General features: G+C 70.7%; 18 protein-coding genes. 11 read left to right on the top strand and 7 right to left on the bottom strand.

Translation table 11 applies throughout. The annotated features are described in order from the left end of the window. Positions 1–67: 67 nt before the first annotated feature. The 4 genes from A4R43_RS07035 to A4R43_RS07050 form a co-directional block, all read right to left on the bottom strand. Positions 68–691, bottom strand: coding sequence for a response regulator transcription factor (locus A4R43_RS07035; RefSeq protein ID WP_236808815.1), 624 nt, complete (start codon positions 689–691; stop codon positions 68–70). 210 nt (positions 692–901) lie between these two features. After that, on the bottom strand, positions 902–2,092 hold the full coding sequence (locus A4R43_RS07040; protein ID WP_113691573.1) for a cytochrome P450: 1,191 nt from the start codon (positions 2,090–2,092) through the stop codon (positions 902–904). 25 nt (positions 2,093–2,117) lie between these two features. Continuing rightward, positions 2,118–2,312 (bottom strand): ferredoxin, encoded by a 195-nt coding sequence (locus tag A4R43_RS07045; protein ID WP_113691574.1) that lies wholly within the window; start codon positions 2,310–2,312, stop codon positions 2,118–2,120. Positions 2,313–2,369: 57 nt separating this feature from the next. After that, positions 2,370–5,438: an AfsR/SARP family transcriptional regulator gene (locus A4R43_RS07050; RefSeq protein ID WP_113691575.1), complete on the bottom strand. Its 3,069-nt coding sequence runs from the start codon at positions 5,436–5,438 to the stop codon at positions 2,370–2,372. 97 nt (positions 5,439–5,535) lie between these two features. Here A4R43_RS07050 and A4R43_RS07055 point away from each other — a divergent pair, with 97 nt between their 5' ends. Continuing rightward, a complete protein-coding gene (locus tag A4R43_RS07055) occupies positions 5,536–6,426 on the top strand; it encodes a hypothetical protein (protein ID WP_113691576.1) in 891 nt (296 codons plus the stop codon). Here the strand turns inward: A4R43_RS07055 and A4R43_RS07060 are convergent. Next, the gene (locus tag A4R43_RS07060; protein ID WP_113691577.1) at positions 6,421–6,858 is read right to left on the bottom strand and encodes a MerR family transcriptional regulator; all 438 of its coding nucleotides are present in this window, start codon (positions 6,856–6,858) and stop codon (positions 6,421–6,423) included. The genes A4R43_RS07055 and A4R43_RS07060 overlap by 6 nt on opposite strands. A 57-nt stretch (positions 6,859–6,915) precedes the next feature. On the opposite strand from A4R43_RS07060, the gene A4R43_RS07065 reads away from it, so the two are divergent. After that, complete coding sequence (locus tag A4R43_RS07065) at positions 6,916–7,869, top strand: SDR family NAD(P)-dependent oxidoreductase (protein ID WP_113691578.1); 954 nt, start codon at positions 6,916–6,918, stop codon at positions 7,867–7,869. Here A4R43_RS07065 and A4R43_RS07070 read toward each other — a convergent pair. Then, entirely contained in the window at positions 7,862–8,842 is a 981-nt protein-coding gene (locus A4R43_RS07070) for an Lrp/AsnC family transcriptional regulator (protein ID WP_205215261.1), read from the bottom strand. The genes A4R43_RS07065 and A4R43_RS07070 overlap by 8 nt on opposite strands. Before the next feature lie 128 nt (positions 8,843–8,970). Between A4R43_RS07070 and A4R43_RS07075 the strand changes: the two genes are divergently transcribed. Both A4R43_RS07075 and A4R43_RS07080 read left to right on the top strand, forming a co-directional pair. Then, positions 8,971–10,515, top strand: a complete 1,545-nt coding sequence (locus A4R43_RS07075) for an AbgT family transporter (protein ID WP_113691579.1) — start codon at positions 8,971–8,973, stop codon at positions 10,513–10,515. 6 nt (positions 10,516–10,521) lie between these two features. Then, positions 10,522–11,664, top strand: a complete 1,143-nt coding sequence (locus tag A4R43_RS07080) for a M20 family metallopeptidase (protein ID WP_113691580.1) — start codon at positions 10,522–10,524, stop codon at positions 11,662–11,664. A gap of 66 nt (positions 11,665–11,730) precedes the next feature. Here the strand turns inward: A4R43_RS07080 and A4R43_RS07085 are convergent, their stop codons facing one another. Further along, positions 11,731–13,167, bottom strand: a complete 1,437-nt coding sequence (locus A4R43_RS07085) for an Nramp family divalent metal transporter (protein ID WP_113691581.1) — start codon at positions 13,165–13,167, stop codon at positions 11,731–11,733. A 105-nt stretch (positions 13,168–13,272) separates the two neighbouring features. Here A4R43_RS07085 and A4R43_RS07090 point away from each other — a divergent pair, with 105 nt between their 5' ends. The 7 genes from A4R43_RS07090 (at position 13,273) to A4R43_RS07120 (ending at position 19,715) form a co-directional block, all read left to right on the top strand. Further along, positions 13,273–13,812 carry an isochorismatase family protein gene (locus tag A4R43_RS07090; protein WP_113691582.1) on the top strand — a complete coding sequence of 180 codons (540 nt, stop codon included), beginning with the start codon at positions 13,273–13,275 and terminating at the stop codon, positions 13,810–13,812. 124 nt (positions 13,813–13,936) lie between these two features. After that, positions 13,937–14,449: an RICIN domain-containing protein gene (locus A4R43_RS07095; protein WP_162788354.1), complete on the top strand. Its 513-nt coding sequence runs from the start codon at positions 13,937–13,939 to the stop codon at positions 14,447–14,449. A gap of 81 nt (positions 14,450–14,530) precedes the next feature. Continuing rightward, positions 14,531–15,532: a helix-turn-helix transcriptional regulator gene (locus tag A4R43_RS07100; protein WP_162788355.1), complete on the top strand. Its 1,002-nt coding sequence runs from the start codon at positions 14,531–14,533 to the stop codon at positions 15,530–15,532. Positions 15,533–15,695: 163 nt separating this feature from the next. Continuing rightward, a complete protein-coding gene (locus A4R43_RS07105) occupies positions 15,696–16,691 on the top strand; it encodes a LacI family DNA-binding transcriptional regulator (protein WP_113691585.1) in 996 nt (331 codons plus the stop codon). Further along, complete coding sequence (locus A4R43_RS07110) at positions 16,691–17,590, top strand: carbohydrate ABC transporter permease (protein WP_113691586.1); 900 nt, start codon at positions 16,691–16,693, stop codon at positions 17,588–17,590. Before A4R43_RS07105 ends, A4R43_RS07110 begins: the two co-directional genes overlap by 1 nt. Then, positions 17,590–18,417, top strand: a complete 828-nt coding sequence (locus A4R43_RS07115; protein ID WP_113691587.1) for a carbohydrate ABC transporter permease — start codon at positions 17,590–17,592, stop codon at positions 18,415–18,417. The genes A4R43_RS07110 and A4R43_RS07115 overlap by 1 nt, the downstream gene beginning before the upstream one ends. 29 nt (positions 18,418–18,446) lie before the next feature. Further along, positions 18,447–19,715, top strand: a complete 1,269-nt coding sequence (locus A4R43_RS07120; RefSeq protein WP_113691588.1) for an ABC transporter substrate-binding protein — start codon at positions 18,447–18,449, stop codon at positions 19,713–19,715. Positions 19,716–19,732 lie beyond the last annotated feature (17 nt).

Consider the following 19,732-nt stretch of genomic DNA (forward strand, 5'->3'; position numbering starts at 1 on the left):
TGGCGGGGCCGAGGATGTGCCGCGGAGTACTGTCCCGCGCGGTGCCCGCGGTACCGCGGGTACGGCCTCAGCCCGGACGGCGGGGCGGGCCCGTGGCGGACGGGCCCGGCCGCAGGTCCAATGAGCGGAACAGGTCACGCCTGCTGCTGAAGCCGAGCTTGCGCAGCACGCAGCTGACGTAGTTCTTCACCGTCTGCCGCGCCAGGTGCAGCTGGTCGGCGATCTCGTCGTTCGACCGGCGGCACAGCACCAGCGCGAGCACCTCCTCCTCGCGGGAGGTCATCGGCAGGCTGTCCGGCGGAGCCGGTGGTTCGGTGACCGGGGGCGCGGTTTCCGCGCCGACGAGCCAGGTCCGTTCGCCGGCCCTGGTCCGCCGGATGGCCTCACCCACCACCCGGTCGGCCGCCGACTTGTGCACGAAGCTGTCCGCGCCGGCGTTGAGCGCGGCGGCCACCGCCGACGGGGACGAATCCGCGGTGAGCACCAGTACCGCGGTGTCCCGCGAAGTGCGTTTCGCGAAGCGGCATATCCCGATACCGGCTCGTTCCCCGGTGAGGGTGAGTTCGGTGATGACCAGTTCGGGCCGCATCCCGCGGCATTTCGCCAGTGCTTCGGCGCCGGTGCCGGCTTCGGCTATTTCCTGGCATTCACCGGACGATTCGATCAGGGTGCGCAGCGCATATCTGATCAATGGCTGTTCATCAACCACCAGTGTGGTGACGTGGTCCACGTTACCCCTTCGCCGATCCGGTTGGCGGCCGCACGCGATCGCGAGCGCAGAGAACTTCCTACCACTCCACGACGCGGCGGTGACATGGCCGGACGGCACAGTCATCCATTTTGGCTGCGGGAAACGGGTGAATTGAGTTAGTAGCCGAAGCGGGCGGGTTTTCCGGCGCGGTCAGTCCTGCCAGGTGAGCGGCAGGCGTTCGAGCTCGTACATGTTCGCGGTGGTGCGCAGCGGCACCTCGTGGACCGGGACGGCCAGCGCGAGCGACGGGAAGCGCTCGAACAGCGCGGGCAGCGCGATCCGGAGCTCGACGCGGGCGAGGTGCTGACCGAGGCACTGGTGCACACCGTGGGCGAAGGACAGGTGCCCGCTCGCGTCACGCCCGAGGTCCAGTGCGTCCCCGTCGCCGAAGCGCCGCGGGTCGCGGTTGGCGGCGATCGGGGAGATCGCGACCGTCTGCCCCGCCTTGACCAGCTCACCGCCGATCTCCACGTCGGTGCGCGCGACCCGGACCGTGGCGCCGCCGATTCCGGTGTAGCGCAACAGTTCCTCGATGGCACCCGCCGGATTTTCGCGCAGCGTCGCGAGCTGACCGGGATTCATCAGCAGCGCGAGGGTGGACAGGCCGAGCACGGTCGCCGTGGTGTGCAGTCCGGCGCCGAGCAGGAAGACACCGACGCCGGTCAGCTCATCTTCGGTGAGGTCGCTGGTGGTCAGTTCGCTGAGCACGTCGTCGGTCGGCTCCGCGCGCTTGGCCCGGACGAGGTCGCGGAGGTAGTCGTTCAGCGCGGTCCAGTTTGTCATGATGTCGTCGGCGCTGGTGCCTTCGCGGGCAAGCATGCCGTTCACCGCCTGGCGGAACCATTCCCGGTCGGTGGCGGGCACGCCGAGCAGTTCGCAGATCACCAGCGCGGGAATGGGCTGGGCGTAGGCCGCCATCAGGTCGGCGGGCCGGGGCAGCGCGGCCAGCGCGGCGAGCCGGTCGGCGGTGAACCGCTCGACCTGCTCGGTGAGCACCCGCATCCGGCGCACGGTGAACTTCCCGGCGAGCAGCCTGCGGAAACGGGTGTGCTCGGGCGCGTCCAGGCCGAGGAAGTCGCCAGTGGGCGCGGGCGGCATCTCCCCGCTGAACCCGGGCAGCGGGATGTGGATCAGCTCGTACCGGTTGCTGAACGCGGCGTGCCCGAGCACGGTGCGCGCCTCGTCGTACCCGGTGGCCAGCCAGCCTTCGTGACCGTCGGGAAAGCGCATCGGGGCCAGCGGGCGTTCGGCACGCAGCCGCGCCAGCCCGGGCGGCAGCTGGAACGGCTGCTCCGGGTTGTGCTGGAACAGCAGCTCCGGCTCGGTGAACAGGTCGGTCATGGTGGGTTCCCCCTCTGGATAACGCTCAGGCAGTCACTGAGATGGCCGCGGCCGGGCAGAGCATCGCGGCCCGATGGACCGCTTCGTGCAGTTCCTCCGGGGGCGTGCTGTCGAGCAGGACCACGGTGCCGTCCCGCTCGTGCTGGTCGAACACCCGCTCGGCGGTCACCACGCAGTGCCCGCCGCCGACGCACCTGGCCTCGTCCACGATCACCTTCATGCGGCCAGGTTCGCGGGCGGCGATGACAACCGGCTGACAAGGCGCTGATAGCCCTTGTCAGGTGAGCAGTTCGGCCGCGTCCTGCCGGGGGAGCGCGGTGCCCCGGCGGTAGGCACGCTGGTAGCCGTCCTCGCCGAGGGCCCGGACCAGCTCCTCGACCAGGTCACGCAGTTCCGGGTCGCCGTGGTCGAAGCTGCCGCGGATGACCTCGCTCAGGCCGAGCGCGGTGGCCGCGCCGGCGTGGTCGGCTTCGAGGAACCGCAGGCGGGCCAGGTGCTGGGCGGCCGAGGCGAGGTCGTGGTGGGCGGCGGCCGCGGCGACGGTCGCGGGCAGCAGCGCGCGGGCGCCCGCGGTGTCACCGGCGGTGAGGCGGTTCGCCATGCGTGCCGACGCGACCACCGCCTCGGCTGCCTGCTCGGGCAGCGGTGCTTCCCGCGCGAGGGCCAGGAGCCGGTCGAGTTCACGGTCGGAGCGCGCGGGATCACCGGCACGCCGGTGCAGTTCGGCCAAGCCGATGGCGGCCACCACTTCGAGCAGGTGCTGCCCGCTGCCGGCGGCCATTCGCTGCGCGGCCGCCAGGTCGCGGCGGGCACCGGCCAGGTCCCCGGCACGCATCCGCTCGGCGGCCAGTCCGGCCAGATAGGACGGATCGCCCGGCGGGGCGAGCGCCTTCGCCCGTTCGTACGCGGCGATGGCCGCGTTGTGGTCTCCATCGATGGAACGAACGTGCGCGACGCCCGCCAGTGCCATCGCGGTGAACAGCCGGTCGCCGGTTTCTTCGAACGCCCGCAGCGCCTCGGTGGTGGCGGCGGTGACGCCCGCCCAGTCGCCGTGGTCGTACCTGGCGAACGTCTCCACCAGGTAGGTGCACGCCCGCGCCCACTGGTCGCCGCCCTCGCGCAGCCGCTGGATCTCCCGCTCGGCCAGGTCCTCCAGGCCGAGCATGAAGGCCGCGGTCAGCGTGGCCATCATGATGATCGGGTAGCGGCGCAGCGCCCCGGTCCGGGCGCAGTCCTCGACGAGGCGGCGCACGTGCTCGACGTCTTCCGGCAGCGGGCCCGCGCCGGAGAACAACTGGTACGCGGAGAAGGCGGCTCGCGCGTCTTCGGGTAGTGCGTCACCGAGGCCGAGCGCCGCCGCCACGAGCGGGTCGGCCCGGCTGTCGTAGCGAAGGGTGTTCCAGTACCAGCACAACGGGGCCAGCAGGCGGGCCGCGGCGTCGGCGTTGCCGGTGTCGATGGCCCAGTGCAAGGCGACCAGGAGGTTGTCGTACTCGGCTTTGAGCAGTGCCAGCGAGGTTTCCTGCTCCGCGGACCGCAACCGCGGCTCGTGCCGCTCGGCCAGCTCGGCGAAGTACTCGGTGAACCGGTGCCGCACGGCGGCGCGTTCGGCCTGCCCGAGCTTGTCACCCAGGTGCGCGCGAATGCTTTCCAGCATGCGGTGGCGTTCATCGCACTCATCCACAATGGACTTCTCGACCAGTGAGCCGAGCAGGTAGCCGACTTCGCCGCGCGGCAGCTCGTCGTCCTGGCACACCGACTCGATGGCGGCCGCGTCCGCCCCGGCGGGGAACACCGCGAGCCGCCGTGCCAGCGTCCGTTCCGGTTCGGTGAGCAATTCCCAGCTCCACTCGAGCACCGCGTGCAGTGTGCGCTGGCGTGGTTGCGCGCCCCGGTTCCCGGTGGAGAGCAGCCGGAACCGGTCCTCGAGCCGTCGCGCGACCTGCCCGGCGGTCATCGACCGCAGCCGCGCGGCGGCGAGTTCGAGCGCGAGCGGCAAACCGTCCAGGCGGTGCGCCACCTCGACCACGTCGTCCACTGTGGACTCGTCGAGCGCGAACCCCGGCCGCACGGCGGCGGCCCGGTCGAGGAACAACCGCACGGCAGGGGAGTCGGCGGCCTCACTTCGCCGGTGTGGCAAGGGAAGTGGCCCGAGGCGGCAGAGGGCTTCACCGACCACGGCGAGCGGCTCGCGGCTGGTGGCCACCACGGTCAGCCCTGGCCGGAGTTCCAGCAGCCGGGTGGTGAACTCCGCGACGGCCGCGGCGACCTGTTCGCAGTTGTCCAGCACGAGCACCGCTTCACCACCGCCGAGCAGTCCCGCCACCCGCTCCACGGGCTCCTGTGGACTCGCAGGCGGGCGGGGCGTCGTTGCGGTGAGCACGCCGAGCACCGCGCCGGGGACCTCGGCGGGATCGGTCACCGAGGCGAGCGGAACCAGCCACAGGCGGCCGTGCCGGTGGGCGCGGTGCCGCGCGGCGGCGGTCACGGCCAGCCGGGTTTTGCCCACCCCGCCGGGTCCGGTGATGGTGACCAGCCGCGAGGCCGCCATCAGCTCGGCGAGCAGTGCCAGCTCGTTGTCCCGCCCCACGAAGCTGGTCAGCGGCGCGGGCAGGCGGCCGGGCGCCGGTCGCGCCGGTTCACCACGCAGCACCGCCAGATGGGCTTCCTTCACCGCGGCGGACGGATCGACGCCCAGTTCGGTGGCGAGCGTGCCGCGGACCTCGTCGTAGGCCGCCAGCGCGTCCGATTGCCGACCGGCCGCCGAAAGCGCGCGCATCTGCAGCGCGGCCAGGCGTTCCCGGAGCGGATGCGCGGCGACGGCCGCGGTCAGGTCGGCCAGGACTTCCGTGTGGTGCCCGAGTTTCAGCTCCGCCTCGAACCGGTCCTCGACGGCGGCCAGCCGCAGTTCCTCCAGCCGGGCCGCGGCGGCTTCGGCGAACGGTGCACTCCGGACGTCGGCCAGCGCTTCACCGCGCCACAGCGCGAGCGCCTCGCGCAGCGTTTCCGCGGCCTGGCGGGGCGCGGCAGCCAGCTCGCGGCGTCCCCGCGCGGCCAGTTCCTCGAACCGGTGCGCGTCCACGTCCCGTGCCTCGACGGCGAGCCGGTATCCCGCACCGGCCGACTCCACCGCGATGCTCCCGCCCAGCGCCTTGCGCAGCCGGTAAACCAGCGCGTGCAGGCCGTTTGCCTCGGCGGGCGGCCGCGCGCCCCACAGGTCGCCGACCAGCGTGTCCGCCGAGACGACCGCACCCGGAGCGAGCGCCAGCCTGGCCAGCAGCATGCGCGGGCGCGCGGACAGCGGCACGTCACCGGCCTGGACCGGCCCGAGCAGCACGATCCGCACGCGTCACCCCCGCTGCAAACCCCTTGCGTGGCATCGTAGCCGGGCCGGTTCGGCGAAGTGGCCGCGCGCCCGGAGTTGATCTTGTAGCCTCCTGCCGGTGGAGAACCTGACAACCGCCCAGTACGACCGCCTGCGCAACCTGATCCGGCGCAGCCCCGTGTTCAGCGGCAGGCGCGTGGTGGTGCACGACGACCACGTGGAGATCCTCGAGCCGGAGGAACTGGTGCTCGCGTTCGGGCCGGTGTTCGACGCCGTCGACGGCGCGCCGATGAGCGATTGGGCGGATCTGGTCGACGAGCGCCTGGAACGGATGATCCAGGCGCTCGTCGCCGGTTCCCCCGAACTCGACGGCCCCACCGAGCACCTGCTCGACCGCATCTACGCGCGTGTCCGGCCGATCGAGGGCAGCCCGGTCGAATGGTGGACCTACGCGCGGGAGATCGCGCCCGGCCTGCTGGTGGTGCTCGCGCTCGACCACCCCGACCGCATCGCCATCCTCAACGACGACCAGGTCCGGCGGCACGACTTCGACCGGCTGGTCGAAGCGGGCATGGAGAACCTCTGCCACCAGCTGCCCGAGGAGTACGCCACCTTCGAAGGCGTGTATGTGCTGCGCGGCAACGATTACGTGGCCTCGACCGTGCTGGTCATGCCGTGGGTGATCGAGGCGGTCACCGGCGCGGCGGAGTTCCCGTACGGCGCGCTGGTCGCGATGCCGAACCACGGCACGCTGATCTTCCACGTGCTGCGCGACGCGGCCGCCGCGCGGGGCGCCATGCGTGAGATCGCGGAGATCGCCGCCGAGTACTACGAGGAGTCCGCGATGTCGGGGCCGGACCAGGTGAGCCGGCAGGTGTACTGGTGGGAGCCGGGCGCGGGGTACCTGGAGCCCGTCGCGCACCACGCCGTAAATGGCACCGGGGTCATCGGCGACAACCTCGTCACCGGCTTCTCCCGCGAGTTCGCGGACCTGCTCGACGCGCTATGAACCACCGCGGCCGTGCCACAGGCCGTCCGCGGTGCCCTCGGCCACGTGCTCGGCGTACACGCGGACCTTGTTCATGATCACGTCGAGGCAGTCGGTCAGCTCGGCGATCCTGGCGATCACCTGTTCCTGGTGCGCCCGCAGCAGTTCGAGCCGTTCGGGTTCGGTGCCGGGGCCCTGGCGGACCAGTTCGGCGAACCGCCGGATGGTGGCCAGCGGCATGCCGGAGGCGCGGAACTTCGTGCAGTTGAGCAGCCAGGTCACGTCCTCGGCGGTGTAGACGCGCCTGCCGCCGGAGTCGCGCCGCACCGGCGCGGCCAGCAGCCCTTCCCGTTCGTACAGGCGCAGTGCGTGCACGCTCAGTCCCGTGCGCTCGGCGACCTGGCCGATGCTCAGTTCCGCGGTACCGTCCGAGCTGCCTGTGTCGTGAGCCATACCGGCCAATCTAGGCCGTTGACCTAGACCTCGGTCTAGCACCTAGCTTTCGCGGCCATGAACCTCACCGCACAGCACAAGCTCGGCTCGGGCTTCGGCCACCGCAGCACCGCCCGCGAAGTCCTCAGTGGACTCGACCTCACCGGCAAGCTCGCCGTGGTCACCGGCGGCTATTCGGGGCTGGGCCGGGAAACCACGCGGGCACTGGCCGCTGCCGGGGCCCACGTCGTCGTGCCCGCCCGGCGGCCGTCACTGGCCCGCGAGTCGGTCGCGGGCCTGAACACGGAGGTGGCCGAACTGGATCTGGCCGACCTCGGCAGCGTCCGGCGGTTCGCCGCCCGGTTCCTCGCCTCCGGTCGCGGCATCGACATCCTGATCTGCGGGGCCGGGATCATGGCCTGCCCGGAAACCCGGGTGGGCCCGGGCTGGGAGGCGCACTTCGCGGTCAACCACCTCGGCCACCACGTGCTGGTCAACGAACTGTGGCCGTCGATCCGGCCCGGCGCGCGGGTGGTCGCGGTGTCCTCGGCGGGCCACCAGCTGTCCGGCATGCGCTGGGACGACGTGCAGTTCGACCGCGGTTACGACCGCTGGCTGGCCTACGCGCAGGCGAAAACGGCGAACGCCTTGTTCGCCGTGCACCTCGACGCGCTCGGCCGGGACTCCGGCGTGCGAGTGTTCTCCCTGCACCCCGGCGCGATCCTGACCCCGTTGCTGCGGCACCTGACGCGCGCGGAGATGGTCGAGCGCGGCTGGGTCGACGAGCACGGCGACCTGGCCGACCCGGAGTTCAAGACCCCGGAACAGGGGGCGGCCACCCAGGTCTGGGCGGCGACTTCGTCCCTTTTGGACGGTATGGGCGGGCTCTACGCGGAGGACTGCGACATCGCCGAGCGCACCGACCGCACGGACATGGTCGCCGGGGTCCGCGACCACGCCATCGATCCCGGGGAGGCGGAGAGGCTGTGGGCCCTCTCGGCCCGGCTCACCGGCTCCGACGCGTTCAGGTGAGCAGGCCGTCCTCGCGGTGGATCCAGTAACGCCGCAGCATCCGCAGCACCACCGAAACCTGGAGCGCCGAGATCCCGGGCAGCGGCGCCAGGTCGCGGGTGAGGAAGTCGGCCATCTCGTCCTCGTTGCGGAACACGCCCTGGTGGATGACCGAGGTGGTGCCCGCCACGATCGAGACGTACCGGGCGGACGGGTGCCTGGCCAGTTCCTCGGCCACGGGCTGGATGGCGCCGGGGGAGATGGTCAGCGCGATCACCGCCTCCAGCCCGTAGCCCAGCAGCGCCGGTTCGACCTCCACGCGGGGCCGGACGATGCCGCGCCGCAGGATCGACTGGATCAGCCGGTAGGTGGTGGACTGGCTCAGGCCGAGCACCCGGCCCGCCTCGGCGGCGTTGATCCGGCCGTCCTCGTGGAGCAGGCCGATCACGCGCCGCTCGTCCTCGCTCACCCGCAGGTCGCCGGGGCGCGGCGGGGTTCCGGCTGGTTCCTCGGCACGCGCGAGCAGGTCCAGCTGGTCGTCGCCGAGCCGGTGCAGGCGCCACGAATCGGCCCTGGTCAGCGCACGCAGCACCAGTTCGGAGTGGGTGCCCGCCACGCCGGGAACGCCGGGAATGCGCTCGGTGAGCAGTTCGCGGGCCTCCGCGCGATCCCGCAGGTGCGCGGCCAGGTAGACGTCCGACCGGCCGGAGGTTTCCGCGACCAGCTGCGCCTCGGGCAGCTGCGCCAGCGCGTGCGCGACGCGGCCCGCGGCACCCGGCTGCGTGGTCACCCAGACGTGCCGCGGGTTGCCCTTGGCTCGCGCGGACCACTCGACCTGGCCGATCACGCGCAGGATCCGCTGCTCCGCCAGCCGCGCGAGCCGCCGCCCGACGGTGCTGGCGGACATGTCGAGCGCTTCGGCCAGCACGGCGGCGGACGCGCGGGGGGCGACCTGGAGCGCGGCCACCAGGTCGAGGTCGGCCTCGTTCAGCACCGCCTGACTGTATCACGCACAGACCCTGGTATCGATGACTGAATCATGCGGTTCAAGCTTTGTGCTTGCAATATTCAGCCATCTGCCCTTGTAATGGGGCACCGCAATTCAGGGAAGGAGTCAGGCCGATGAGCACCAGGCAAGCGAAGCCGGCCTCGCGCGTGCTGAACGTGCTGATGCGCGCACTCGACGGCGTCGAGCGCCTCGGCAACAAGCTGCCTCATCCGTTCTGGCTGTTCGTCATCCTCAGCGGGGTGCTGGCGCTGGCCAGCTGGGGGCTGTCCGCGGCGGGCGCGTCCGCGGTGAACCCGGCGACCGGCAAGACCGTCGAGGCCAAGAACCTGCTCTCGGTCGACGGTGTGCGGACCATGGTCGAGGACGTGGTGAAGAACTACACCTCGTTCCCGCCGCTGGGCACCATCCTCGTGGTGATGCTCGGGGTGGCGGTGGCCGAGCGGTCCGGTCTGCTCGCCGCCGTGCTGCGTTCGGGCGTGTCACGGGTCTCGCCGCGCTGGGTGACCTTCGCGCTCGCGTTCACCGGCATGGTCTCGCATGTCGCGTCCGACGCCGCATATGTGGTGCTGATCCCGTTGGGTGCCATGGCTTTCCGCGCGGTCGGCCGCAGCCCGATCCTCGGCATCGTGGTGGCGTTCGTGTCGATCTCGGCTGGGTACGACGCCAGCCCGCTGATCACCCCGTCGGACGCCATCCTGTCCGGGCTGACCACCGCGGCGGCGCACACCATCGATCCGTCGTACGTGGTCACCCCTCTGGCCAACTACTTCTTCTCGCTGGCGTCGTCGTTCGTGCTGGCCGCGGTGATCACGCTGATCACCGAGAAGGTGCTGGCCCGCCGGGCCGAAGCGATGCCGGTGGACGACGACGCCGAGCAGGACGACCTGGGCTCGCTGAAGCTCGGCCCCCAGGAGCGGCGCGGGCTGCGGGCCGCGCTGATCGCGCTGGTGGTGTTCGCGGTGGTGCTGGTGGCGGCGCTGCTGCCCGCTTCGTCGCCGCTGCGCGGGGAGGGCGGCAGCATCGTGCAGTCGCCGCTGCTCACCTCCGTCGCGATCTTCCTGGCGCTGGGCTTCCTGGCCGCCGGCTGGGCGTACGGCAAGGTGGCCGGCACGGTCACCAGCAGCCGCGACATCCCCGGCTTCATGGCACACGGGTTCCGCGAGATGGCGCCGATCCTGGTGCTGTTCTTCGCGATCTCGCAGTTCCTCGCCTACTTCAAGTGGACCGGCATCGGCGAGATCGTGGCCATCCACGGCGCCGAACTGCTCAAGGCGGGCGGGGTCTCCGGGCCGGTGATCCTGCTGGGCATCCTGGTCGTGGTCACCGTGATCAACCTGGTGGTGACCAGCGGTTCGGCCCAGTGGGCGCTGGTCGGCCCGGTGTTCGTGCCGATGCTGATGCTGCTGGACATCCCGCCGGAGACCACGCAGGCGCTCTACCGCATCGCCGACTCCTGCACGAACGCCATCACGCCGATGAGCCCGTACTTCGTGATGGCACTGGGCTTCCTGCAGCGGTACCGCAAGCAGGCAGGCATCGGCACGCTGCTGTCGATGACGATCCCGCTTTCGCTGACCCTGCTCGTGGTCTGGACCGTGCTGTTCTTCGTGTTCTGGGGCTTCGGCATCCCGCTCGGCCCCGGCGCGCCCGTCCGATAGAAAGGAATCGCCGTGTCACGCACCGCCGACTGGTCCCAGCAGGCACTGCCCGGGATGCTCGACGACCTCCGGATGATCGTCGAGCTGGAAACCCACAGCTACGACAAGGCCAAGCTGGACACCGGTCTCGACACCATCCGGTCGTGGGCCGCCGAGCGGCTCGGCGCGCCCGACGCGGAGGTCCGGCACCGCGCCGAAACCCACGGCGACGTGCTCGAGCTGACCTACCGCGGCACCGCGGCCGGTGAGGTCCTGCTGCTGTGCCACTACGACACGGTGTGGCCGACCGGCACCACCGCGGTCTGGCCGTTCACCGAGGCCGACGGCAAGGTCAGCGGGCCGGGCGCGTTCGACATGAAGCTCGGGCTGGTGCAGTCGGTGTGGGCGCTGCGCGGGCTGCGGGAACTGGGCCTGCCGCACCCGTCGGTCAAGTTCCTGTTCAACGGCGACGAGGAGATCGGCAGCCCGTTCTCCCGGCCGCTGATCGAGGCCGCCAGCGAAGGCACGCTGGCGAACCTGGTGTTCGAGGCCGCGGTGGACGGCAAGCTCAAGACCGCGCGCAAGGGCGTCGGCCTGTTCGACGTGACGGTGACCGGTGTCGAGGCACACGCCGGCCTGGACCCATACAAGGGTGCGAGCGCGGTGCACGCGCTGGCGGAGGTGGTCACGCAGGTCGCGGCGGCCGGTTCGCGTGAGCACGGCACCACGGTGAACGTCGGCACCATCAGCGGTGGCACCGGCCGCAACGTCACCGCCGGGCAGGCCACCTGCGGCATCGACGTGCGCGTGGCCGAACCGTCCGAAATGGACCGGATCGACGCGGTCTTCGCCGGGCTCAAGGCTTCGGACCCGCGCGTGACGGTGTCGGTCACCGGCGAGTGGAACCGCCCGCCGATGACCACCAACCCGCCGTCGGCCGCGTTGCTCGACCGGGCGCGGGCGGTGGCGAAGGAACTCGGGTGGACGCTGGAGGACGCCGCCGTGGGCGGGGCCAGCGACGGCAACTTCGTCTCCGCGCTGGGCCGCCCGGTGCTCGACGGCATGGGCGCGGTGGGCGGCGGCGCGCACGCGCGGCACGAACACGTGGTGGTCGCGGACATCCCGCACCGGACCGCGCTCACCATCGGCCTGATCACCGACCTCGCCTGACGAGCCGGCAGTGTCACGAATGTGGCTTTCGAGACGCCAGACGTCTCGAAAGCCACATTCGTGACATCAGCCGAAGAGCTTGCCCACCTGCTCGATGATGGTCAGCACGCTCAGCACGCCGAACAGGGCGACCGACCAGCCCAGCACGGCCATCCGCCCGCCCCGGATGCGGATCGGCTTCGGCAGCACCCGCCGGTTGAGCACGATCAGCAGTCCGGAGTAGACGAACATCATCAGCCCGCCCACGCAGGCCGAGATGACCAGCAGGATCAGCGGCTGCGCGAACCCGGCCAGCACGATCACGCAGCCGAGCAGCACCAGCACCCACACCACCGCGAAGTAGAGCGTGCTTTCCTTGGTGTTCTTGGCATACGCGGTCTTGATCACGTCCGCGGCCAGCCTGCTCGAGTAGTCCACGATGCCCAGCGCCGCGGCGAACAGGGCGAACGCGCCGACCACCCAGAACAGCGTGCCGAACCAGGCGCCGACGGTCTCCTTGAGCACCTCGCCCTCGATCTTCAGGAAGCCGATGTTGTTCGGCAGCCCCGGCCTGCCGTACACCGTCGAATACGCCAGCAGCGAGGTGAACATGATGGACAGGAAGGTGATCAGCACGAAGGTGTAGAGCTGCTCGCGGTTGGCGAACCGCCACCACGAGCGCCACCGCGAAAGGTGCTCCTCGGTCGGCTCGAAGATGAACCCGGTGCTCGGCGCGGCCTCCGGCTTGCCGGTGACCGGGCTCTTGATGCGCGGCACGTACTTGCCCATGCCGAAGCCCTTGTCGCGGATCCAGTTGCTCTGCACCAGGTTCTGCCCGCCACCGGCCCCGGCGAAGGCGAGCGCCCCCATCAGGAACGCCAGTCCGAGATCGACCGGCACGCTCGCGTCGGTGACGATCTTGGGCACGTCCGCCCAGGCGTCCGCGGTGATCGCCACCACCGCGCCGACCGCGAGCAGCACGATCACCGCGGCGACCTTGAGCATTTCGGCGCGCTCCAGCGCCACGTAGACCACCGGCGCCAGCGTCAGGATCAGCCCGATGGCGAGCAGCAGGCCGACCGAGATCCACCGCACGTCACCGCCCCACAGGTAGGTGATCATGGTCGCCGAGCTGGTCGCCCAGCCCGGCCACAGATTGGCCAGCATGGTCAGGATCGCGAACACCAGGCCCCAGTGCCGCCAGTAGCGGCTGAACCCGGTGAGCGCGGTTTCGCCGGTGGCCAGCGTGTACCGCTCGATCTCCATGTTCAGGAAGAACTGCGTGGCCAGGCCGACCAGCGCCGCCCAGACAAAAACCAGGCCGACCTGGGAGGCGATGTAGGGGAACAGGATGAACTCGCCCGACGCCAGTCCGACGCCGGCGGCGACCACCCCCGGCCCGATGATCCGCCAGGTGGAGGCGGGCGGTTCGGGCAGGGGCTTCAGTTCCGGTGCCGGCAGGTGCTTGCTCACCGGGAACCGGCCGGTGGGCGAGGTGGTCACGTCGTTGTGCTGCCTCGTCATCGTGGTGATCCCTTCGCGCGAACCAAGGAGATCTTGGAGGGGGATGGTACCCGGAAACCCACCCGATCGGGTGAGGAATCCACCGGCCCCCTACGCTGCGCGGGTATGAGCGCCGCACTGGTGATCGTCGACGTGCAGGAGATGCTGGTTCCGCTGGTCTGGCGGGGTGAGGAGCTGGCCGACCGGATCGCCGCGCTGGCACGGGACGCTCGCGCGCACCAGGTCCCGGTGATCGCGGTCCGGCAGGTCGGCCCGAGCGGTACCGCGTTCGATCCGGACAGTCCCGGGGCGCAGTTCAGCGCGCGCCTCGGTCTCGAACCGGGGGACGCGCTGATCGACAAGACCGCGACCGACGCCTTCTACGAGACGCGCCTGGCCGCGTTGTGCGCCGACCAGGACATCGACACGCTCGTGCTGACCGGTGTGGCCACCGACTTCTGCGTGGACGCGACCGCGCGCTCGGCGCTGAGCCACGGTTTCGACGTGGTCCTGGTCGGTGACGCGCACGCCCCGGCCGCCGAGGGAGATCCCGAAGCCGGGTTGTCCGCCGAGCAGATCATCGACCGGCATAACCGCATCCTCGCCAAGGCCGTGCACCCCGGCGGGGAGCTGACCGTGCGCGCCGCCGCGGAAATCGTCTGGTAGGCACCCCCCGAAAATTGGGGATACGCCCGGTGTTCCCCGGCCCGGAAACTGATCGTCGAGTCGCGCGGCCGCGTTGACGATCCGAAATCGGGGAAACGGGGAACTCGTGAACGGGACAAAGCGGTTGACCACAATTCTGGCGGCGCTCGCCGCACTGGGCACGTCGGCGGCGCTCCCGGCCTCGGCCGGGCCGCTGGTGGGCAATGATCCTTTTGTCGCACCGGCGGGCAGGCAGGACTGGCACATCTTCAACGCCAACACCCACAAGTGCCTGGAAATCGAGAATTCGACGCTGGACAACGGCGGCCAGGCCCAGCAGTGGAGCTGCGCGAACATCGCCACCATGCGGTGGACGGCGGTGCCGGTGGACGGGATCTGGTTCCGGCTGATCAACGCCAACAGCGGGAAGTGCCTGGAAATCGAGAACTCGTCGTTCGACAACGGCGGGAACGCGCAGCAGTGGACCTGCGGCAGTTACAACATGCAGTGGAGGACCGTGCGCGCGGGTTATGCCTGGCACATCGTCAACCGGCTCAGCGGGAAGTGCCTGGAAATCGAAAACTCCTCCGGCGACAACGGTGCCCGCGCGCAGCAGTGGCAGTGCGCGGACATCCCGACCATGCAGTGGTTCAGCTGAGCGGGAGCTGATCTTCACACAGCCGGGTGGACCCGCCCGCGATCGGCCCGGGGACCGCCGTCCGGGCGGATGATGGCGGGCATGAGCCTGGTCGGTGACGTGGTTCCGGCGGCGGGGGAGGCGCTGACGGCGCGGGAGCTCGGCAACGAGCTTTCGCGCCGCGTCGGCCTGCTGGTGCCGCACGACGGGCACATCCTCGTGGCGCTGGATCCGGTGACCGGCGCCGGCTGCCTGATCGACCGGCAGCACTGCTACAGCCCGGAACTGCGGCACCGGCTGGAGGTGGAGGACTCGCGCGAGCAGGTGCTGGCGGGGCTGTTCACCGGGGATCAGCGGGTGGACGTGGTGGGGTCCGGGTTCACCGACGAAAGCCGGTACGCCCACCTCCACGAGCACATGCGCGGTGAGGGCTTCGGCGCGGAGCTGCGGCTCGCCCTGCGGCACCGCGGCGTGGCCAGGGGCTGGCTGGTCCTGTTGCGGGAGCGGGACCGAAGACCGTTCTCCGCCGCCGACGCCGTGCACGCCGAACGCCTCTCCGGGTACCTGGCGAGCGCGGTTTCCCGGTTCGTTTCGGCAAAACCGCTGCGGCCGGGCAAGCTGGTCCTGCCGCCGGGCGTGGTCATCCTCGACCAGCACAACCGGATCACCGACGCCACCGCCGCCGGCCGCGTGTGGCTGGGCGCGATCGCCGACGAGTTCTCCCTTTCCGAGGCCGAGCACCACAACACCCTGCTCAACGTCACGCTGCTGGCGCGGCAGCCGGGCAGGCGCGCGCTGAGCCGGGTGCCGACCTCGGCGGGCTGGGCGGCGATGAGCGCGGAACCGCTGGGCGACACCGGCCGGGTGGCGGTGACCCTGCAGAGCGCGCCCGCCCAGCTCCTGCTCCCGGCGGTGTGCGGCTGGTACGGCATCACCGCGACCGAGCGGACGGTGCTCGAGCTGGCGGTGCGCGGGTTCGGGGCCAAGCACATCGCGCGACGGCTGGAGCTGTCCTCGCACACCGTCTACGACCACTTCAAGTCGCTCTACCGGAAGACCGGCGTGACCAGCCGGGACGAGCTGATGGCCGGACTGTCCGCGTAGCACACCGTCAGCCCTTCGGGGCTTGTTGACTTACCGCCACTCGGGTGCAAGTATTCCGGCTACCCCACGTTGGAAACGTTTCCAGAGCAGCCACGCGCCGAGCTGGAAACGTTTCCAGGCGGAGATCTTCCCGGCCGGAGCACTGGAGCTACTGGAGCGCTTGATGACGTCAACCCGCGCCACGCTGTTGCAGGTGGCGCAGCGTGCCGGGGTCTCGCTGGCCTCGACCTCCCGCGCGCTGCACGGCACCGGCGCGAGCCCGGCGATGGTCGAGCGCGTGCGGGCCGCGGCCGCCGAACTCGGGTACAGCCCGGACGCGATCGGCCGGTCGCTGCGCCTGAAGAAGACCTTCCAGATCGCCTTCGCGGTGGCCGACATCGGCAACCCGGTCTACGTCGAGATGATGCGCGCGATCCACGAGGTCCTGGCGCCGCGCGGATACCGCGTGGTGGTGATGTCCACTGGCGACACCGCCACCTCCACCGCCGAACTCGTCGGCAGCCTCGGCAGCGGCGTGGTGGACGGGCTGATCGTCAGCCCGCTGCGCACCGACGACCGGCTGGTCCGCGAGATCCTGCAGGCGCCGGTGCCGGTGGTGGTGATCGGGCGGGCGATGGCCGACCGCGGGATCAGCTCGGTGTCCACGGATTCGGCGGGCGGCATCGGCGACGCGGTCCGGCACCTGCACTCGATCGGCCGCCGTCGCATCGGATTCCTCAACGGCCCGCTCGACACCACCCCGGGTGCCGCGCGCCAGCGGGGGTTCGACGCCGCGGTCGACGCCGAGCGGACCGAAGTCGAGGTCGCCGCCGACTTCACCGTCGCCGCCGGGCTCGAAGCCGCGCGGCGGTTGCTGGAACGCGCCGAACTCGACGCGATCGTGGCGGCCAACGACCTGCTCGCGATCGGCGTGATCCGGGCGGTGCGCGAACGCGGTCTTTCGGTGCCGGAGGACATCGCGGTGACCGGGATGGACGACACCGAGATCGGCCGGGTGTTCCTGCCCAGCCTCACCAGCGTGTCACTCGGCTCGACCGAGCGCGGCCGCGCCGCGGCCCGGCTGATGCTGGAACTGGCCGACGATCCGGAAAGCGCGGCGCGGCAGGTCGCGGTCAGCCCCGAGCTGGTGGTCCGCGAGTCCACGGGCGGGGGTGCGTGATGGCGACCCCGTTGGTACGGGCCCGCCGCCGTGAAGCGGTCGCCCTGGTGCTGCCGTCGCTGATCCCGATCCTGGTGCTCAGCGTGGCGCCGCTGGTGGTCGGTGTGGCGCTGGCGTTCACCGACGCGCGGCTGGTGCGCAATCCCGACTACGGCTTCACCGGCCTGGGCAACTTCGGCGCACTGGTCGGCAACGAGCTGTTCTGGGACTCCCTGCGCATCGGTCTCATTTGGACGGTCGGGGTCACCGTGCTCCAGCTGGCCGCCTCGATGGGGCTGGCGCTGCTGCTGAACTCCGGGCTGCGGCTGCAGGGGCTCACGCGGGTGCTCGCGCTGGTGCCGTGGGCGATGCCACCGGTGGTGGTGGCGATCATGTGGCAGATGATCTATTCGGCCAACGGCGGCCCGCTCAACGCGGTGCTCGGCAGCGTCGGCCTGCCCGGCGACACCAACTGGCTCGGCGACTTCGCCACCGCGCTGCCCGCGGTGATCATCGTCGGGGTGTGGGTGGGCATGCCGCAGACCACGGTGACGCTGCTGGCCGGGCTCCAGCAGATCCCGGCCGAGCTGCACGAGGCGGCCGCGGTGGACGGCGCGAGCGCCTGGCGCCGGTTCACCGCGGTGACCTGGCCGAGCCTGCGGCCGATCGTCACCTCGATCACCTCGCTCAACTTCATCTGGAACTTCAACTCGTTCTCGCTGGTCTACGTGCTCACCGCGGGCGGGCCGGGCGGCAAGACCATGGTGCCGGTGCTCTTCGTCTACCTCGAGGCGTTCAAGAACCGCGAAATCGGCCAGGCCGCGGCGATGGGCGTGGTGCTGGTGGTGCTCATCGTGCTGATCCTGGCCGTCTACCTGCGTGCGCAGTTCCGTGACGACCGCGCGGAAAGGGGGCGGTGATGCGCGCACTCGCCCGGCCCGCCCAGTACCTGGCGCTGGCCTGCTACCTGTTGTTCCTCGGCTTCCCGTTGCTGTGGCTCATTTCGGCGTCGGTGAAGTCGTCGGGCGAGCTGAACTCGCTGACCGTGAGCCTGGTGCCCGAGCAGTGGCACTGGCAGAACTACCCCGAAGCGCTGGAGCGGCAGGGACTGATCCGCTCGGCGGGCAACAGCCTGGTGGTGGCGCTGGCTTCGACCGCGCTGGTCATCCTGATCGCGCTGCCCGCGTCCTACGTGCTGGCCAGGCTCAAGGGCAAGGTGCGCGCGGCCGGGATCGGCTGGATCCTGGTCAGCCAGGTGTTCCCGGTGGTGCTGATCATCCTGCCGCTGTTCCTGATCCTGCGCACGCTCGGGCTGACCGACAGCCTGCCCGGGCTGACCCTGGTGCACACCACCTACACGCTGCCGTTCGCGCTGTGGATGCTGCAGGGTTACGTCGCGGCGATCCCGGTGGAACTGGAGGAGGCCGGCGCGATGGACGGCGCGAGCAGGCTGCGGGTGCTGCGCGCAATCGTCTTCCCGCTGCTGGCCCCCGGCGTGGTGGCCACCGCGATGTTCAGCTTCGTCGCGTCGTGGAACGAGTTCTTCTTCGCGCTGGTGCTGTTGCAGTCGCCCGAGAACTACACGCTGCCGATCACGCTGAACATGTTCATCGGCGGCGAGGGCAAGGTCGCGCTCGGGCCGCTGGCCGCGGGCGCGGTGCTCGCCGCCATTCCCAGCATCGTCTTCTTCACCCTGCTGCGCCGCCGCCTCACCGGCGGGCTGATGGCCGGGGCGGTGAAGGGATGAGTCCACAACGGAACGCGAAAGGTCGGTCAATGAAGATTCGACGCGCGGCGCTCGCCGCCAGCCTGCTGAGCCTGGTGCTCACCGCCTGCGGGAGCGGGGAAAGCGGCGACTCGGGACCGGTGAAGCTGACCTTCCAGTCCCTTTCGGACCAGCCGGGCGCGATCGAGCAGACGCGCAAGACGGTCGACGAGTGGAACCGCACCCATCCCGAGGCGCAGGTCGAGATCGTGCCCGCGGGCTGGGACGGCGTCTACGACAAGCTGGTCACCCAGTTCAACGCGGGCAGCGCGCCCGACATCATCCACTACGAGGCGGCGGGCATCGTGCCGTTCGCCAAGGACGGTTACGTCGCCGACCTGACGCCGTACCTGCCGGAGGCCAAGCGCGCCGACGTCACCAAGGGCGTGCTCGACTCGGTGACCGTGGACGGGCAGCTGGTCGGCTACCCGACCGAGGTGCAGTCCTATGTGGTCTTCGCGAACAAGACCATGCTGGCCAACGCGGGCGTGAGCCTGCCGACCGGGCCGACGATGACCTGGGACCAGCTGCGCGAGATCGCCAAGGCGACCACGAAGGACGGCAACTTCGGCCTCGGCTGGGGACTGTCGAGCCCGACGGCCTCGTTCGTGGCGATGGCGCCCGGCTTCGGCGGCAAGTACTTCGAGGGCACCGGCGACGCGATGAAGGTCAGCATCGGCGAAGGTGAGATGGCACTGCCGAAGCTGGTCAGCGCGATGGCGTACGAGGACAAGTCGATCATGCCGGTGACGCTGACGCAGTCCGGCACCAAGGCGCTCGCGCCGTTCTACGGCGGCCAGGTGGCGATGACCATCCAGGGCTCGTACCAGGCGGCGAACATCGCCAAGGACGCGCCGCCCGGGTTCGACTGGGTGGTGCTGCCGCCCCTGGCCGGTCCGGCCGGTCCGGCGCAGGCGAGCAGCGCGCAGACCCTGTCGGTCAACAAGGACTCGGCGCACGTGGAGCAGGCCGCCCAGTTCATCGACTTCTTCACCAGCACGGAGAACCTGGCCGCGATCAACGAGGCCGACGGGCTGATCCCGCCGACGAAGTCCGCGCGCGAGGCGCTGGCGGCGAAGGTGGGCACCAAGAACGGCTGGGACGTCATCCTGTCGTCCGGGGAGCACCTGACCTCGGCGCCGTACGTGTTCGCGGACAAGTACGCGCAGTGGAAGGACACCGTCGCGACGCCCGCGTACCAGCAGTTCCTGGCCCAGAAGATCGACGCGAACGGCCTGGCGGCGCAACTCCGCGACGGCTGGCAGAACATCAGTGGCTGAATGGCCTCCGCGGACCT

The sequence above is a fragment of the Amycolatopsis albispora genome, assembly GCF_003312875.1.
GTDB lineage: Bacteria > Actinomycetota > Actinomycetes > Mycobacteriales > Pseudonocardiaceae > Amycolatopsis > Amycolatopsis albispora.

Bases quoted from the DNA above. Each gene is read 5' to 3' on its own strand.
- A4R43_RS07040 (WP_113691573.1), bottom strand. From the start codon at position 2,092: ATGACCGACCTGTTCACCGAGCCGGAGCTGCTGTTCCAGCACAACCCG.
- A4R43_RS07120 (WP_113691588.1), top strand. From the start codon at position 18,447: ATGAAGATTCGACGCGCGGCGCTCGCCGCCAGCCTGCTGAGCCTGGTG.
- A4R43_RS07110 (WP_113691586.1), top strand. From the start codon at position 16,691: ATGGCGACCCCGTTGGTACGGGCCCGCCGCCGTGAAGCGGTCGCCCTG.
- A4R43_RS07060 (WP_113691577.1), bottom strand. From the start codon at position 6,858: ATGGCTCACGACACAGGCAGCTCGGACGGTACCGCGGAACTGAGCATC.
- A4R43_RS07115 (WP_113691587.1), top strand. From the start codon at position 17,590: ATGCGCGCACTCGCCCGGCCCGCCCAGTACCTGGCGCTGGCCTGCTAC.
- A4R43_RS07085 (WP_113691581.1), bottom strand. From the start codon at position 13,167: ATGACGAGGCAGCACAACGACGTGACCACCTCGCCCACCGGCCGGTTC.
- A4R43_RS07045 (WP_113691574.1), bottom strand. From the start codon at position 2,312: ATGAAGGTGATCGTGGACGAGGCCAGGTGCGTCGGCGGCGGGCACTGC.
- A4R43_RS07075 (WP_113691579.1), top strand. From the start codon at position 8,971: ATGAGCACCAGGCAAGCGAAGCCGGCCTCGCGCGTGCTGAACGTGCTG.
- A4R43_RS07090 (WP_113691582.1), top strand. From the start codon at position 13,273: ATGAGCGCCGCACTGGTGATCGTCGACGTGCAGGAGATGCTGGTTCCG.
- A4R43_RS07105 (WP_113691585.1), top strand. From the start codon at position 15,696: ATGACGTCAACCCGCGCCACGCTGTTGCAGGTGGCGCAGCGTGCCGGG.
- A4R43_RS07100 (WP_162788355.1), top strand. From the start codon at position 14,531: ATGAGCCTGGTCGGTGACGTGGTTCCGGCGGCGGGGGAGGCGCTGACG.
- A4R43_RS07065 (WP_113691578.1), top strand. From the start codon at position 6,916: ATGAACCTCACCGCACAGCACAAGCTCGGCTCGGGCTTCGGCCACCGC.